The sequence below is a fragment of the Cohnella rhizosphaerae genome (genome assembly GCF_029525575.1).
In the GTDB taxonomy this organism is placed as follows: Bacteria; Bacillota; Bacilli; order Paenibacillales; family Paenibacillaceae; genus Cohnella; species Cohnella rhizosphaerae.
The window spans coordinates 1,156,120-1,170,269 of record NZ_JAPDIA010000003.1 but is presented as its reverse complement, the minus strand read 5'-3'; the positions used below and the strand labels follow the sequence as shown (position 1 = coordinate 1,170,269).

Here is a 14,150-nt window from a genome sequence, read left to right as displayed (position 1 = left end):
CGCATAACCGCCGAATTAATACAGCTTGTCTAAGATGCCCTTTGACGTTTGCTCGATGGCTTTATATGCTTTTTCCTTGTTTTGCAGCACGGTCGCGGTGGTCAGAATATCCAACACATGAATCTGGGCCAGCTTCGATTGGAACGCGCCGCCCTGCAGCGGAGACTCCTTCGCGCAGGAGAGCAGCACCGCGTCCGCATACAGGGTTACCGGCGACTTGGCTTGACTCGTCAGGCAAATGAAATAGCATCCATTGCTTTTGGCGATTCGAACGGCATCTACGATATCCTTGGTGCTCCCGGATGTGGATACGGCGAATACGACGTCCTGATGATCCATCAACGTAGCCGCCATCGCCATCACGTGGGAATCCGTAACGAGCTCCGTGTTAAAGCCTATTCTCATGAATCTGTGCTTGGCATCCGCGGCCGTGTTGGAGGAAGAGCCAATACCGAAAAAGGTAATCTTCCTGGCGGCTGCAATGGCGTTAATCGCTTTTTGCAGCTCGTTCATATCCAACAGCTCGAACGTATTTTCGATGAACATTTTGTTTTCGGCAGTAATTTTTTCCGCGATCGTGGACAGGTCGTCTCCATCCTCGATCTCGCTGTGCACCTTCCTGCTCGTGGTCACCAATTCTTGCGCCAAGGTAAGCTTGAATTCCTGATAGCCGCTGAAGCCGAGCTTTCGGCAAAGACGCAATACCGAGGTATCCCCGGTACGCGCTTTCTCCGCCAAGTCCGTCAACGTCGAATACACGACCGATTCCGGTTCGCTCTTGATAATATCCGCGATCTTCTTTTCCGTTTTCGATAAAGAATTGTACATGCTCGACAACATCAATAATGTATTCGAGCCTGGTTGAAGCGTTTCTCTTCTGGACATCGTTCTATTCCACCTTTGATAGGAAATCCCCACTTATAGAACGATTATATTTGGATATCCCCTCCCTTTCAAGACATGCCTATGCCCGCCGGACCCGTATTTTTTTAATCCCTGCATTTGATCGACGAACCCTCTGGTAATCACCTTCGGTTGCGTGATCGCCGCGCCGATGACGATGGCGTGAGCGCCTTGCTGCAGGAACGATACGGCTTGCTCGTGGGTTCTGATTCTGCCCTCGGCGAATACGGGAATGCTCAGCCTTCCCGACAACGCGGATACGAGCGCAAGATCCGGCTCGTCGGATTGTTTGCTGTACGGCGTGTAACCGGATAGCGTCGACGAAACCATGTCGAAGCCGATCGACGCCGCATAAAGTCCTTCCTCGATCGTGGAGATATCGGCCATCACGAGACATTCGCACGTTTTTTTAAGCTCGGCAACGATGTCCTTTAGCTTCTCCCCGTTGGGGCGGCGGCGCACGGTCGCGTCCATGGCCACGATCGAAGCCCCCGCCTTCACGACCTGCAAAGCATCCTCCAGCGTGGGCGTAATATATACTTCCGAATCGGCGTAATTCCGTTTCCACAACCCGATAATGGGCAACTCGACCGCCGAGTGAATCTCGGCGATATCCGCAGGACCGTTCGCCCGAATACCCGCGGCTCCTCCTCTTTTCGAAGCGAGCGCCATCTTGGCCATGATCTCGCTTCCGTACAGTTCATCATCCGCTTGCGCTTGACAGGAAACGATCAACTTTCCCCTCAGATCGTCCAGCAGACCCTTCAAATTACTCATTTGCGCCACTTCCAATCAATAAAAATGGAGTTTGATTTTATTTTTATATAAATAAAAAAGATTTATCCTCCAATTATAGGATAGCCCCTACGGCATGTAAAGGTTTATTTCCCCCCCATAAAATGAATCAGTCATCGATGTCATTGCATCCATGACCATAAAAAAGTAAAAAACCAGCAAGTTCAGCGGCCTGAGCTTACTGGTTTTTATATAAATGCTTCACTCTGAATCGTCGTTTCAGCTCATTTACCTTACCAAGCAATACGCTTGAAAGTATGGGTTTCCGCCGATTCTTTGGCTTTCAGACATAGCAGCGCACTCCATAAACCAGCATCTATCGGCGTGCCTGATCTCTCCTCTCCTCGCATCACCTTGAGAAAGTTCATGGCTAAAGCGATGTCCCCTCCGCTATGGGCCATCTGCGACGAGTCTACTTTATAGGTTTCTACCCGCGGGGTGTTGTGCATGTATACTTTGGCTTCATCCGTACTCCAATCAAATTCGACTGTCCCCTCGTAGCCTATTAACGTGGCCCCCCCGTTTGGCCGCACCCTTCCTCGCAAAAAAGTTTTGCGAATAACTGACATGCATCCCGGACTCGTAGACGACCAAAGCACTGCCAGCGTCCTCATTGCCGGTATCGACGGCAAAAGCGCACATCTCTCCATGGGACTCCTCCGATTTGAAATGCTTGAGAACGAAGGGGCTCTCCGGACAAGTATGATATTCAGCACAATCCTTGCAATAAAGTCCCTCGGGCTTGTTTCCTTTGAAAATCTGCTTCGATTTCACCGCGCAGACCGATACGGGCTTTAAGCCAATGAGATGATTAATGTAGTCAAAATCGTGGGTAGCCTTCTGTAGAAACAGCCCCCCCGGTTTCCCTCTCGTCCCGATACCAATCATGAAAATAGATACTGCCATACGGCACATTGTTGACCGCTTGTACGTGTTCGATCTTACCTAACTTTCCCGAATCCACAATTTCCTTAACGAGTTTTACCAGCGGCGTATTTCTAAGCGGAAAGGATACCACGACCTCGCTTTGCGAATTTGCAGCGGCTTCCTTGAGGGACAGCAAATCCGCCATTGTGGTGGCCACGGGCTTTTCGAGAAACAGCGGCAGATTTCTTTGGAGAACCTTCTTCGCCATTGCCGTGTGCAAGGAACAACGTGTTCCGATCAACACGCCATCCAGCTGCTCCTTGACCAGCATTTCATCTGCATTAGAATAGGTAGAAATTCCTGTTATACCTCTTCCTTTCTTCTCAAGCTGCCTGCTTACTTTTTCAATGTTCATATCGGTAATGGCTGTCAGTTCGACGCCCATATTGAAATCCAGCAATTGCTCAACGATCATTTCGATTCTGGTCCCGTACCCAATTACGCCTATTCTCATTGGTTCCCTCCCCCCTCACACCTGGAACGTCTCTTCATCATTGACCCATGCGACGGTTTTCGTTCCCTTCGGCCATTGATTGCCCGCTATCGTGACGTTTTTGCACGCCTTAAGCTGAATGGGATATGCCATGACATGATGCGGCGGATAGGAATCGCTTTTTTCAATGACATTGTCGACAAAGCGGATTCCATCGACAGAATGACCGTACAGGATACCGGTATCGAACGTTACGAAGCGATTGTTCTCAATCGAAATATGGCGATGGTAGCATTCCTCGTACGCCTTCGGCCGCTCAATCTCGGGATCGATGTCGATAACGGCCTTTCCCCATTCCGGACAGCAATAATTACAATCCGTGAATTCATTATGGCGAATGACGACCTGTCTCACGGCGCCGGACTCGAACCAGTAATTGACGTCTCCGGATATTTTAATGCCCGATCCCGGGGTGCTGATCTTGTTATGCTCCAGCAGCACATTGCCCGAAGTGGTGATCAAAAAACCGCGGGCGCGGTTGGCCCTGACCGTCGTATTCGTGACGGTTAGATCGGGCTGCCATAACGTATTTCCGACACCGTCATCGATTCCCATGTCTTCCGGCAGCGGCTGTTCAAATGCTAGCTCCACATAATCCTTATTGAGCACGTTCAAGTCTTTGACCGTTAAGTTCGCATAGGTCAATAGCGAGTCGCGCCGCACGAATTCAAGCCGATCGCCGGGATCGGCGATTTTGATTCCCTTCGCCATGTCGTGCGCCAGTTCAACCAACAGCCTATCATCGCCGAGCCTCTCGGCAATTCTGGCATATATGCCGTGCACGTTGCATGGATCGTCCAATTGGTTCTCAAATAGACAATGGTCAAGCGTCACCTGGCCGCGACAATATACGAAGTGCGTGGCATCCGCGGTGGCGGTTACCATACGGTCCGACCCGGGTCTGCGCATGACGTTGAATTGGTGCAAGCGTATATTCGAACACCATTGCGCAAGGAGTCCCATGCCCGGTGCATGATGCACGTTCACGGATGCCAAGCTGACGTTTTCCCCGCCGCTGATGAAAAAAAGCCGGATTTTCTCTTCTGCCGAACCGCATGACGATGACATTACCGATCCGCGGGAGCTTCATGTTATCCCCTTGATAAGTGATTACGCCTGGACGAGATTGTTCGACGCGGACTTTACTGTAGTTTCCCCAGCTTAATTGATCGCCGCTTTGATAGGCAGGCGCTTTCGTCTGCTTGTCGAATTCGTTCAAACCCCATACTTTTTCGGGTATTCCTCCGAATGTGAACCAAACCGCATGATCTTCGACTTTATAGTCGGTTCCCTCCGGCATTTGAATATCGAATGATTCATGGTCTGCGCGAGAAACCGTGCCCTGCGCAAACATCGGCTCCTCCCAATCGATGACAAGGTTGCGAACAAGCACTTTGGAGCAGTTTTCAATGACGAAGGGAATCATCGGACCATGAAAAATAAACTCGGATCCTTGTCCGTCGACCGTGAACCCGCTCCGATCCGCCAAGTGGAAAGCGATTCGCCGCAATCCTGCTTGATCGTGATTCGAGATAAACAGTTGTTTTTCTACGGCCTTGTCGGGCCAAAAATGGTAGTTACCACGCGGAAATACGAGTACTGCGCCTTCAATTTCCCTGCAGGAATCCAGAGCGGACCTGACGGCCAACGTGTTGTCAAACCCTTGTTCCGGCTTCGCGCCAAACTGCTCCATTCGGATGATCAACTTTTCACCTCCGAGGAGGTACGCCATTCATATTGAAACCGGTAGGTACCCGACGCTAATTCCAGCGTCACGCGGTTGTCGTGGAGCGCTGCGATTCGAACGCCTTCCGCTTCGCCTAGTCGTACGCCGTGCTCCGTCACCCGATCCTGCAACGCGTTCGGCAATTCCAGCGTAGCCGTCGTATTCGGCGGAATCTTCACTTCCACATTCATCTCCCCGTTCAGCAGCTTCCAACCGGACACGATCTCGCCGTACATGGATTGGTAGGTCGCTTTGGCGTAATTCAACCCTTCGCCCGGAAGAGGCCGAATCCGAATATGTTTGAATCCCGGCTCGGCTTCAACCGTGTCAATGCCGGCCACGTAGCGATAAAACCACTCTCCGATCGCGCCGAACGCATAATGATTAAAGGAGTTCATATCCGCGCTCCAGAACGAACCGTCCGCTTTTTTTGCCATCCCAATGTTCCCAGATCGTCGTAGCCCCTTGTTCGACGGAATAAAGCCAGGACGGATAGTCGCGGGATAACGCCAACCGATAGGCCAAATCATTTCTGCCGATGTCCGACAGCACAGGGCAAATATAGGGGGTCCCAAGAAATCCGCTAGTCAGCTTATACGCCGATTCCTCGATGAGCCGAATGAAGCTTTCCTCCACTTTCTTGCGAACCGGGCCTTCGACTAATCCGAATTGAAGCGCCAATACGTGAGCGGTTTGCGTGGGGGACGATAGCCTTCCCGTGCGCGTCACGAACTCTCGATTGAAGCAGTCGCGAATGTTAACGAACAGCTCCTCGAACTGTGCCGCTTCCTCTCTTTTTCCTAACGCTCTCGCAGATTTGGCGAGCAAATTCGCAGAATGCGCGTAAAACGCGGTTGCGATAAAGTCTTTCGGCGTCGCGCCCGTATAGCTTCCCGCAGGAGCATCGAGCGCCAGCCAATCCCCGAACTGAAAACCGTCGTTTCGGAGATACGCCTGTTCCCCCCGAATTTCTCAAGAACGCAACCCATGCTTTCATGCTGTCGTATTGTTCTTCCAACAACCGCAGATCCCCGTAGCACGCATACATCGTCCATGGACAGATGACCGCCGCATCCCCCCATCCTGCCGCCGAATGCATTTCCCAACCTGGCAAAGTGTCGGGAACCGTATTGGGCACGCCGCCACTCGGCAATTGATCCGCCTTCAAGTCTCTTAACCACTTGGTAAAGAAAACGGCAACGTTCATGTTATGGGCCGCCGTCCGGATGAAAACTTGCGCATCTCCCGTGTATCCCAATCTTTCGTCGCGCTGCGGGCAATCCGTCGGCACGTCCAGGAAGTTCCCGCGCTGTCCCCAGACGATGTTGCTTTGCAATTGATTGACCAGCGGATCCGAGCATTCGAATGTGCCCGTCTCTTCCAGATCGGAGCTAATGACATGCGCGGTAAAATAATCGGGATTTACGTCACCCGGATATCCGCTCACTTTCGCATAGCGAAAGCCTTGGAACGAAAACCTCGGCTCATAGCGTTCGTTCCCCGTCCCTTTGCATATATAACGGGTCATCTGCTTGGCCGAACGCAAATTATCGACGTATAGGTTGCCGTTCGAATCCAAGACTTCGGCGTGGGTCAGTTCAACAAGCCTGCCCGCTTCCCCCCGTCACCGAGTAAGACACCCATCCGGTCAGATTCTGGCCGAAATCCAAGATCGTCTCTCCGCTCGGCGACCGCAAGACCCGCTCGGGCTGAAGCTCTTTTACGACGACCGTCGGTACGTTTTCTTGCGGGAGCAGCATATGGTTGCCGCGTTTCATCGTTTCGACGGGCAGCCAATTTCGATCGTCGTACGCCGGCAGACTCCAGCCGTCCCTCTCGAGCCTGGCGTCGTAGCTCTCTCCGTCATAAAGGGAAGCCATGACGATCGGACCGGTCTCCGCTCGCCAGGAACCGTCCGTTACGACGGTTTGCATACTGCCGTCTTCGTAGGCAAGATGAAGTTCAAGCAGCGCAGCCCGGCGATTGCCGTAAAAATCTCGGGGATGGCCCCCGATTCTGCCTTTGTACCAGCCGTCCGCAACGGTTATTCCGATCGCATTGTCGCCCATACGGATATACGCCGTCACATCGTAGGTTTGCGTTTGAAGCCGTTTGTGGTAGCTTGTCCACCCCGGCGCGAACAGCTGATCGTTCAAGCGATTGCCGTTAAGCTCCAATTCGTACAGTCCGAGAGCGGTCGCATAAATTCGGGCGGCGCGCACGGGGGGATTTCGCTTCGAACGTTTTGCGGAAAAGAGGCAAAGCTTCCGCGGCACGATCATGCTTCCCTGGATCGAGCGTGATCCATTGTGCCGTCCACGCGCTGTAATCCAATATTCCCGTCTCGAAGAACGCGGTCTGCCAGTCGCTTTCCCGGCCTTTGGCGTCCCAAGCGCGCACGCGTAAGTGGTAGACTTGACGAGACGCAAGCGGACTTCCTTCATACGCGATGTGCACGGACCGATCCGAGTTCACCTCACCGGAATCCCAGATCGGATCGCTGAAATGCGGATCGTTCTCGGAGACTTGAATCCGATACCCGCCTTGTCGGATTCCCCTTCCTTTTCCGATCAGTTTCCAGCTGAACCGGGGAACGCGCACGCCGATGCCGATCGGATTTCTCCTGTATTCCACGCGTAGATCCGTCATGCCGAAGTCGATCGTTCCGGACTTCTGCGTATTCTCGATTTGGAAGGGATCAGCCTTTAACCGCACCGGCGACGAGTCCTTTCATCATATATTTTTGCGTGAAGAAAAACAGAACGATCAGCGGCAAAGTCGCCATGACGCACAGCGCGAATATCGGGCCGTAATCGATCGATTGGGTATTCGCTTTGAATTGGACGACTTGTGCCATCAGCGTCATTTTCGCGGGATCCTTCAAATAAAGCAGCGGACCGAAAAGATCGTTCCAGATGCCATAGACGTTCAGCATGATGAGCGTCCCCGTCGCCGGAAGCAGGAGCGGGAAAATAATCATCCAGAACGCGCGAAGCTTTCCATATCCGTCAATGGCAGCCGATTCTTCGATTTCCCTGGGGACGGATTTCGTAAATCCTGAATACATGAACGTCGCCATAGGGAGCGCGCCCGCCGCGTACAACAAGATCATGAAGGTGCGCGTATCGATCAGATGCAAGGCCACCCCCCATTTTGAAGATCGGAATCATGCCCGTTTGCAGCGGAATTACCATGCCGGAGATGAAGAAATAAAAGAGAAACTGAAAGAACTTGCGCGGAATGCGCGCAATGACATACCCCGCCATGGAAGAGACGATGACCATCAGCCCGATCGATCCGGCGCTAATCGCAAACGTATTGAAAAAACCGCGCAATACGTTCACCTTTTCGATGGCTTTCTTGTAATGGCCCCAATAGAATGAATCCGGCATAGCCAGGGGCCGATACAGTTGATCGGGAGATTTAAAACTCGTCAGTATGAGATAAAAAAATCGGATACAAAAACAGCAATGCGATCAATAACAATAAAATTTCCAACGTTAGGCCCGTACGGTTTTTCCGCTTGGCGGAGAGATCGCTCATCACATCTCCACCTCTTTGCGCCGCATCACTTTCAATTGAAGAAGCGTAACGGCCATAATGACGATCATCAGAACGATCCCGCCCGCGATCGCATAGCCGTACGTATTTTCCCGGAATGCGGCATTATAGATGGCAAGCGTCAGGGTGTAGGAAGCCGAGCCGGGGCCGCCTCCCGTCATGATATAGGGAATATCGAACATTTTCAGGCCGCCGACGATGGTCAAGAACACGACGATCGTTGTCGCGGGCATGAGCATCGGAAGCGTAACGTGCACAAACCGGTTGACCGCCTTGGCGCCGTCCATTTTCGCGGCTTCATACAAGTCCTGGGGAATGGCTTGCAGACCTGCCAAGTAGATCACCGCGCAATACCCAAGCCCCTGCCATTGCGTCAGGGCGATGATGGTCGGGAATACGGATCGCGTGTCGCCCAGCCAATCGCGTTCCCAGGCAGACAGACCGATTCGTTCCAGCAAATGATTCAGCAAGCCGTCATATTGCAAAATTTGACCCCATACGATAGAGGTAACCACAAGACTGACGACGACGGGCAAATAAAAGGCGACTCTGAGCAAAACTTTCGTACGGAAAGAGCGGTTCAGCAAGATCGCCAGCAGTAAAGACAAGGGGTTCTGAACGACGATGCCGAAGAGGGTGATCAAGATCGTATTCTTGGCCGCCTGAAGCATTTTGGAATCTTCGAGCAAAAAAGGCGTAGTTGTCCCAACCGATAAACTTGGCGGGACGAATGGAATCCCATTCCGTAAACGAATAGTACACGCTTGACGCGAAAGGATAATAGACGAACGCGACGAACAATGCGGTTGCCGGCAGGATGAACCAAAAACCGGTCCACCACTCCCGGGTACTGGCTTTTAACAAGATCTCACCCGCTTACTATTCGACCGGCCGCGCTGGGAGCCGGCCGGTCGAATTGGAATAGTTTTTGATTACTCAGCCGGAAGAATGACCGTTCCTTTGTCTTTCTCCAGCTTTTTCTGAGCTTCCTCCAAATCCTTAGGATTGAATTTAATACCGGATGCCACTTTCGTGAACGTCTCCACGAGCGAAGTCACCGCGGACGCAGGCACATAGGGTTCGATTGCCAAGCCGGGTTCCGTTTCTTCGACAACCTTCAATAAATCGTTTAATGCGGAGTTCGGATAGTCGAGCTTCATGCCTTGAATGGCCGGTACCGTTCCGCTGCCTATATTAAAAGGTCCGTACACTTCAGGGCTCGCGATTACGCCGACCAAGTCCTTCGCCTGCTGCAGGAGCTTGGTTTTGGCGTTCACCGACAGCGATTGGTCAATGCCTGGGACAACTGTGGCATACCCCTTGTCCGTTCGGAACGGGAAGTACCCGAGATCGAATGCGGCATGGCCTTTCGTTTGGAAATTCTCCTGCGCGGTGCCAGGCATCCAGGGACCTTGAACGATCATGGCCGCCTTCCCCGAGGTGAACAATTCCGCGGATTGCGGCCAATCGATGCTAAGGGCCGTTTTGTTCAAGTAGCCCTTCTCGACCATTTCTTGCAGATGCGTCATGACCGCTTGAACTTCCGGCCCGTCCAGCCGCTTCTTGCCTTCGTAAAGATCTTTGCCGAAAGTCGGGCTGCTCTCGTTGCCATAGGGCTGCATCCACAGGTTAAAGGTCATGCTTGCCGTCCAAGTGTCCTTAAATCCGGCGGAAACCGGCGTTATGCCTGCCGCTTTGATTTTCGCGAATGCGCTCTCCATCTCCGCCCAGGACTTCGGCACTTCGATCCCGAGATCGGCGAATATTTTCTTGTTGTACCAGATCCCGCTCGAAGCGAGCCCCATCGGCAGTGCATAGACCTTACCCTTGTAGGAATAGACGCTTTTCGCTCCAGAATTGAGCTTGGCCGCCCATGGTTCGTCGGACAAATCCGCCAAATAACCGACTTCTCCGAACATAGCGGTCTTACTCTGATGGAAAAAAACGTCGGGCGCCGTATCCGAAGCCAGCTCTGCCTTCAGCTTATCCGCATACGTATCCCCAAGCGTAATATCCCATTGAATGGAGGCTTTCGGATATTTTTCTTTGTAAGCCTTCTCTACGTTAGCCTTGAATTCTTGCATGAAAGGCCGATCGTCGATGAACCAGGCTCCGATTCGGATCGTAAAGGGATCGTCGGTTCCGCCGGCCGAGCCGGCTGCGGTTGCGCTTGCTTCGGAAGCGGCCGCGTCCGGGGCTTTCGAAGTTTGGGCATCGTTTGCTTTGTTCGCTCCGCATGCCGAGATCAGCGTGGCCAGCACGAGGGTCAGCGAGGCGAGAAGCATTCTTTTTTCTTTTCACTGGATTTGACCTCCTGATTGTCGAGTTCGAGTTCGGTTCGGCGTCGCCCCGCGACGGCGCCTCCCTAGTCATAAGCTTATCGAATCGATCCGAGGATCGACATGTGTCCATTTGCCTTGAACTGTTCTGTATTTGCCTTTAAGCCTTATAATCGCCGGGCGTTTTCCCGGTCATTTTCTTAAACAGCTGGCTGAAATGGGCGGCGTCCTTAAACCCCACCGCATAAGCCACTTCATAGTGCTTCAAGTTGGTCGTCGAAAGCTTCTCCTTGGCGATGCGGATCCGATGCTCCCATAATAGATCCCTGAAATTACGGCCCGTTTCTTTTTTTAATGAGCCTGCTTAAATACGAATAATTAACGAAAAGCTCGTCCGCCAGCATTTGCAGCGTGATGTCCTCCATATAGCGGCTTTCAATGAACTTCATGGCGGTATCGATATAATGGGCAGAAGCGCTTTGTCTGGCAGAACTTAGGAGCGTTGCGGTTTTCTTCAGAAATTGCTCCATATACATCATCAAATCCGAAAGAATCGTAAAGGACAGAACGCTTTTGCGAACGGCGATCGTCTCCTCCGGGCTTGGTTGAATGCCGAAGGAATGCAGGGCTTGGCCCGCCGTCTCCACCATTTCCATACAGGCCTCCTGAATGCGCGTCTTGCTTATTCCCTCCAACATGAACGTCCTGTTCAGGCTTCTTAAATAATCGGAGATTGGCGCTTCCTCTCCTTTGCGCAGCAGATCGGTCAGTTCGGAACGGTTCATCTCGGATTGCTCCCGTTTCTGTTCCCGCATCGAGAGCAAGGCGGAGTACGCAACGATTGAATTCCGTCCGATCAGCATCCGGTAATCCAAGCAGCTTTGGGCTTGTTCAAGCCCCTTCCGAAGCGCTGCCGCGGAGGGCAATAGATCGCTGAGGCCGATCGAAACGCTGTAACCGAACGACCCCTGGATCGCATCCAGCATGTGCCGGGCAACCTCCATCGCTTCGTGCGCCGATTGTTCCTTCGGAACGGCCGGGGGCATGAACAAAACCAAATAAACGCCGCTTTGCGACAGGGACGACCAGTAAGGATGCGGGTACAAGGTCATGACGTCGGCGATGAATTCGCGTATCGCAAGGTTCGAAAACGGTTTTCCCGTATCGGCCAGAATACCCGCATTGTCGATTTCGACGGAGAGGAAAACGGCCGATTGATTCATCGTTTCGAGTTCTCCAAGCATACCGGTCTTTTCCCTGTCCGGCGTCGCGGGGGACAACAGCGTCCGGATCCATTCTTCCTGCTGAACCCATTCCGGTCTCCGACGATTCAACCGATGATCTCTGATCCACTTCACGCGTTCCACGAGCTCGTCTTCGTTGAACGGTTTCGTAATAAAGTCTACGGCGCCCAGCTTGACGGCCTGTTTGGCATATTCGAATTCGCCATGCGCGGTCAGAAAGATCACTTTCATATCGGGGAAGTCTTCAAGGACTTGTCTGGTCAACTCGATGCCGTCCATGTAAGGCATTCGAATGTCGGTTATCAATACATCCGGCGCGTCGGCATTCGTTCTGCTTAACGTCTCGTAGGCTTCCCAGCCGTCGGCCGCTTGTCCGACGATCTTGCAGCCAAGACGATGCCAGGCCGGGAGGGAGACGATATAATCTCTGACGGCTTTTTCATCGTCTACGATAAATAGCTTCATGGCGCTGGGTCCCCCTTTTCCGATGAAAAATCCGTTGACTCGTTCAATAGGATCGGCAAAAGCAGCGTTACGATCATCCCCTGTTCGCCTTGCCGCTTCTCAATGCCATAACGATCGCCGAAATGCAGCTTAATCCGCGATTCGATTCCTTTCAAGCCGGATCCCATCCCTTTGGAAACGCGGGGATGCGTTTGCGCCGAACCGCCGTTGTCCTCGATCTCGATCGCAAGATTAAACTGGCGCTCATAGGCTCTGATATCGATTCGGCCGATCCCGCGAATATGATCGATTCCGTGAATGAACGCATTTTCGATGATCGGTTGAAGAATAAGCTTCGGAACCTTGAGCCGTTTCAAGTGTTCGGGCAAGTCGATACTGTATTCGAATCGGTCCTCGAAACGATATTGATGGATTTGCATATACGTTTTCGCGAATTTCATCTCGACGTCCAGAGAAACGAAAGCTTCACCCGGCGAAATCGAAAAACGAATGATGCTGGACAAGCTTTTTACCACATAAGGGATTCGTTCGATATTTTCTTTGGATTTGGCCAGAATGCTCACGTATTCCAGCGTGTTGTGCAAAAAATGGGGGGTTGAAATAAGTTCGGATCGCCGCCAATTGGGCCTCCTTCTGCTCAAGCTCCGCTTTATAGACCTTCTGGATCAATTCCTTGGTTTCCAGAATCATCCGATTAAAGCTATGACAGAGCTGCGCGATCTCGTCGTGGGACCCGAAGTTTTCGATTAACTGGTAGTTTTCTTTCTGCGCTTTGCGCATGAGTTTGCTTAATGTCGCCAAGGGGCTGGTAATTTTTCGCAGCACGTAATAGGTAATGACGATGACCGCGATCCAGGACGCAAGCGCGACCGCGACCGAGAAGACGGCCAGCCTTCGGATTCCGGCGCTCGCTTCGGAAACGGGAATGCGGCTTACATACTTAAAGCCCGTCCATTTCGATTCTCTTTGCGTCGTTATCGTATCGCCCGTCGCCGGCGAGGGAAGGAGCTCTCCGATCGAACGCTGACGGTCGGAGGACAACACGACATTGCTTGCGTTCGTAATGAAAAAAGAACCCGTGTCGTAGGAGTCGTATAGCGAAGTCATTTTGATCGGATCCAGCAGGACGACCAGATTGCCCAGAACCGTCCCCATTTCCGGATCGACAAGCTGCAAATTGCAGATCAGCCGTCGATGATCGACGAAAAAGGCCCATTCCGGAACGCCTTGCTTCTCGAACGGCATGATGACGATCGCATCGTAATATTGAATGTCGGGGTCGGCGCCGGCGTAATAATGTTTACCATGAACGTCGAAGAGATGAATGGAGTCGGCGAGATCGCCAATGTTCTTGCCCATGTCGTCCAGCTCGATATGCAGCATTTCTTCTACCCTTTCCTCCAACGCCGCTCGTTCGGATGGCGCCAGCGGATACTTGTCCGGCGCCGAAGCGTTGCGAAAGAGAACGTTGACGAACCGATTGTCGCCGATGCCGGAAGCCTCCCTTGCGAATGCTTTAAAAACCCCGTCGATTTTATCCGAGGTCTCGGACATCGTTTGCTTGAAAGACTGGTCGACGTTATTTTCAATAATTCTTTTCGATGTCACGTAGAAGGTTGCGCTTACAATGATTAACGGTACCAGCGTTAAGAGAGAATAGATTAGCATCATTTTGTAATGCAATTTCGATCGAATGAACCGAACGACTCTCACGGATGAACCTCTCCTTGTCATCGACCGTATTCGAATGTTTGTAT

General features: G+C 52.2%; 18 protein-coding genes and 1 pseudogene. All 19 read right to left on the bottom strand.

Annotated elements, in window-relative coordinates; genetic code table 11:
• Positions 1–15 precede the first annotated feature (15 nt).
• Complete coding sequence (locus OMP40_RS11045; RefSeq protein WP_277531301.1) at positions 16–885, bottom strand: MurR/RpiR family transcriptional regulator; 870 nt, start codon at positions 883–885, stop codon at positions 16–18.
• 33 nt (positions 886–918) lie between these two features.
• Positions 919–1,680 (bottom strand): N-acetylmannosamine-6-phosphate 2-epimerase, encoded by a 762-nt coding sequence (locus OMP40_RS11040; protein ID WP_277531300.1) that lies wholly within the window; start codon positions 1,678–1,680, stop codon positions 919–921.
• 495 nt (positions 1,681–2,175) lie between these two features.
• On the bottom strand, positions 2,176–2,586 hold the full coding sequence (locus OMP40_RS41470) for a Gfo/Idh/MocA family protein (RefSeq protein ID WP_277531298.1): 411 nt from the start codon (positions 2,584–2,586) through the stop codon (positions 2,176–2,178).
• Positions 2,519–3,079 (bottom strand): Gfo/Idh/MocA family protein, encoded by a 561-nt coding sequence (locus OMP40_RS11030; RefSeq protein WP_277531296.1) that lies wholly within the window; start codon positions 3,077–3,079, stop codon positions 2,519–2,521. The genes OMP40_RS41470 and OMP40_RS11030 overlap by 68 nt, the downstream gene beginning before the upstream one ends.
• Positions 3,080–3,094: 15 nt before the next feature.
• Positions 3,095–3,850, bottom strand: coding sequence for a right-handed parallel beta-helix repeat-containing protein (locus OMP40_RS11025; RefSeq protein WP_277531294.1), 756 nt, complete (start codon positions 3,848–3,850; stop codon positions 3,095–3,097).
• A 91-nt stretch (positions 3,851–3,941) separates the two neighbouring features.
• Positions 3,942–4,823, bottom strand: coding sequence for a hypothetical protein (locus OMP40_RS11020; protein ID WP_277531290.1), 882 nt, complete (start codon positions 4,821–4,823; stop codon positions 3,942–3,944).
• Complete coding sequence (locus tag OMP40_RS11015) at positions 4,820–5,281, bottom strand: alpha-L-rhamnosidase C-terminal domain-containing protein (protein ID WP_277531288.1); 462 nt, start codon at positions 5,279–5,281, stop codon at positions 4,820–4,822. The genes OMP40_RS11020 and OMP40_RS11015 overlap by 4 nt, the downstream gene beginning before the upstream one ends.
• The gene (locus OMP40_RS11010; protein WP_277533110.1) at positions 5,229–5,759 is read right to left on the bottom strand and encodes an alpha-L-rhamnosidase-related protein; all 531 of its coding nucleotides are present in this window, start codon (positions 5,757–5,759) and stop codon (positions 5,229–5,231) included. The genes OMP40_RS11015 and OMP40_RS11010 overlap by 53 nt, the downstream gene beginning before the upstream one ends.
• Before the next feature lie 100 nt (positions 5,760–5,859).
• Positions 5,860–6,423 (bottom strand): annotated as a pseudogene (locus OMP40_RS11005) (family 78 glycoside hydrolase catalytic domain); the annotation flags it as partial.
• A 19-nt stretch (positions 6,424–6,442) separates the two neighbouring features.
• Positions 6,443–7,126 carry an alpha-L-rhamnosidase N-terminal domain-containing protein gene (locus OMP40_RS11000; RefSeq protein ID WP_277531286.1) on the bottom strand — a complete coding sequence of 228 codons (684 nt, stop codon included), beginning with the start codon at positions 7,124–7,126 and terminating at the stop codon, positions 6,443–6,445.
• On the bottom strand, positions 7,011–7,559 hold the full coding sequence (locus OMP40_RS10995) for a glycoside hydrolase family 78 protein (protein WP_277531285.1): 549 nt from the start codon (positions 7,557–7,559) through the stop codon (positions 7,011–7,013). The genes OMP40_RS11000 and OMP40_RS10995 overlap by 116 nt, the downstream gene beginning before the upstream one ends.
• Positions 7,543–7,923, bottom strand: a complete 381-nt coding sequence (locus OMP40_RS10990; protein ID WP_338131155.1) for a carbohydrate ABC transporter permease — start codon at positions 7,921–7,923, stop codon at positions 7,543–7,545. Before OMP40_RS10990 ends, OMP40_RS10995 begins: the two co-directional genes overlap by 17 nt.
• Positions 7,853–8,236 (bottom strand): ABC transporter permease family protein, encoded by a 384-nt coding sequence (locus OMP40_RS10985; RefSeq protein ID WP_277533253.1) that lies wholly within the window; start codon positions 8,234–8,236, stop codon positions 7,853–7,855. The genes OMP40_RS10990 and OMP40_RS10985 overlap by 71 nt, the downstream gene beginning before the upstream one ends.
• Before the next feature lie 150 nt (positions 8,237–8,386).
• On the bottom strand, positions 8,387–9,076 hold the full coding sequence (locus OMP40_RS10980; RefSeq protein ID WP_277531284.1) for a carbohydrate ABC transporter permease: 690 nt from the start codon (positions 9,074–9,076) through the stop codon (positions 8,387–8,389).
• A 261-nt stretch (positions 9,077–9,337) separates the two neighbouring features.
• Positions 9,338–10,690 (bottom strand): ABC transporter substrate-binding protein, encoded by a 1,353-nt coding sequence (locus OMP40_RS10975; RefSeq protein WP_277531282.1) that lies wholly within the window; start codon positions 10,688–10,690, stop codon positions 9,338–9,340.
• A 154-nt stretch (positions 10,691–10,844) separates the two neighbouring features.
• Positions 10,845–10,982, bottom strand: coding sequence for a helix-turn-helix domain-containing protein (locus OMP40_RS41465; RefSeq protein ID WP_420871960.1), 138 nt, complete (start codon positions 10,980–10,982; stop codon positions 10,845–10,847).
• 34 nt (positions 10,983–11,016) lie between these two features.
• A complete protein-coding gene (locus tag OMP40_RS10970; protein WP_277531279.1) occupies positions 11,017–12,393 on the bottom strand; it encodes a response regulator in 1,377 nt (458 codons plus the stop codon).
• The gene (locus OMP40_RS10965; RefSeq protein WP_420871920.1) at positions 12,390–12,956 is read right to left on the bottom strand and encodes a sensor histidine kinase; all 567 of its coding nucleotides are present in this window, start codon (positions 12,954–12,956) and stop codon (positions 12,390–12,392) included. The genes OMP40_RS10970 and OMP40_RS10965 overlap by 4 nt, the downstream gene beginning before the upstream one ends.
• Positions 12,859–14,001 carry a sensor histidine kinase gene (locus tag OMP40_RS10960; protein WP_277531275.1) on the bottom strand — a complete coding sequence of 381 codons (1,143 nt, stop codon included), beginning with the start codon at positions 13,999–14,001 and terminating at the stop codon, positions 12,859–12,861. The genes OMP40_RS10965 and OMP40_RS10960 overlap by 98 nt, the downstream gene beginning before the upstream one ends.
• Positions 14,002–14,150 lie beyond the last annotated feature (149 nt).

Coding starts and splice junctions, on each gene's coding strand:
- OMP40_RS41470 (WP_277531298.1), bottom strand. CDS start 2,586: ATGATTGGTATCGGGACGAGAGGGAAACCGGGGGGGCTGTTTCTACAG.
- OMP40_RS11045 (WP_277531301.1), bottom strand. CDS start 885: ATGTCCAGAAGAGAAACGCTTCAACCAGGCTCGAATACATTATTGATG.
- OMP40_RS10985 (WP_277533253.1), bottom strand. CDS start 8,236: ATGCCGGATTCATTCTATTGGGGCCATTACAAGAAAGCCATCGAAAAG.
- OMP40_RS10980 (WP_277531284.1), bottom strand. CDS start 9,076: ATGCTTCAGGCGGCCAAGAATACGATCTTGATCACCCTCTTCGGCATC.
- OMP40_RS11030 (WP_277531296.1), bottom strand. CDS start 3,079: ATGAGAATAGGCGTAATTGGGTACGGGACCAGAATCGAAATGATCGTT.
- OMP40_RS11015 (WP_277531288.1), bottom strand. CDS start 5,281: ATGGCAAAAAAAGCGGACGGTTCGTTCTGGAGCGCGGATATGAACTCC.
- OMP40_RS11000 (WP_277531286.1), bottom strand. CDS start 7,126: ATGATCGTGCCGCGGAAGCTTTGCCTCTTTTCCGCAAAACGTTCGAAG.
- OMP40_RS10970 (WP_277531279.1), bottom strand. CDS start 12,393: ATGAAGCTATTTATCGTAGACGATGAAAAAGCCGTCAGAGATTATATC.
- OMP40_RS10975 (WP_277531282.1), bottom strand. CDS start 10,690: ATGCTTCTCGCCTCGCTGACCCTCGTGCTGGCCACGCTGATCTCGGCA.
- OMP40_RS10990 (WP_338131155.1), bottom strand. CDS start 7,923: ATGGCGACGTTCATGTATTCAGGATTTACGAAATCCGTCCCCAGGGAA.
- OMP40_RS11040 (WP_277531300.1), bottom strand. CDS start 1,680: ATGAGTAATTTGAAGGGTCTGCTGGACGATCTGAGGGGAAAGTTGATC.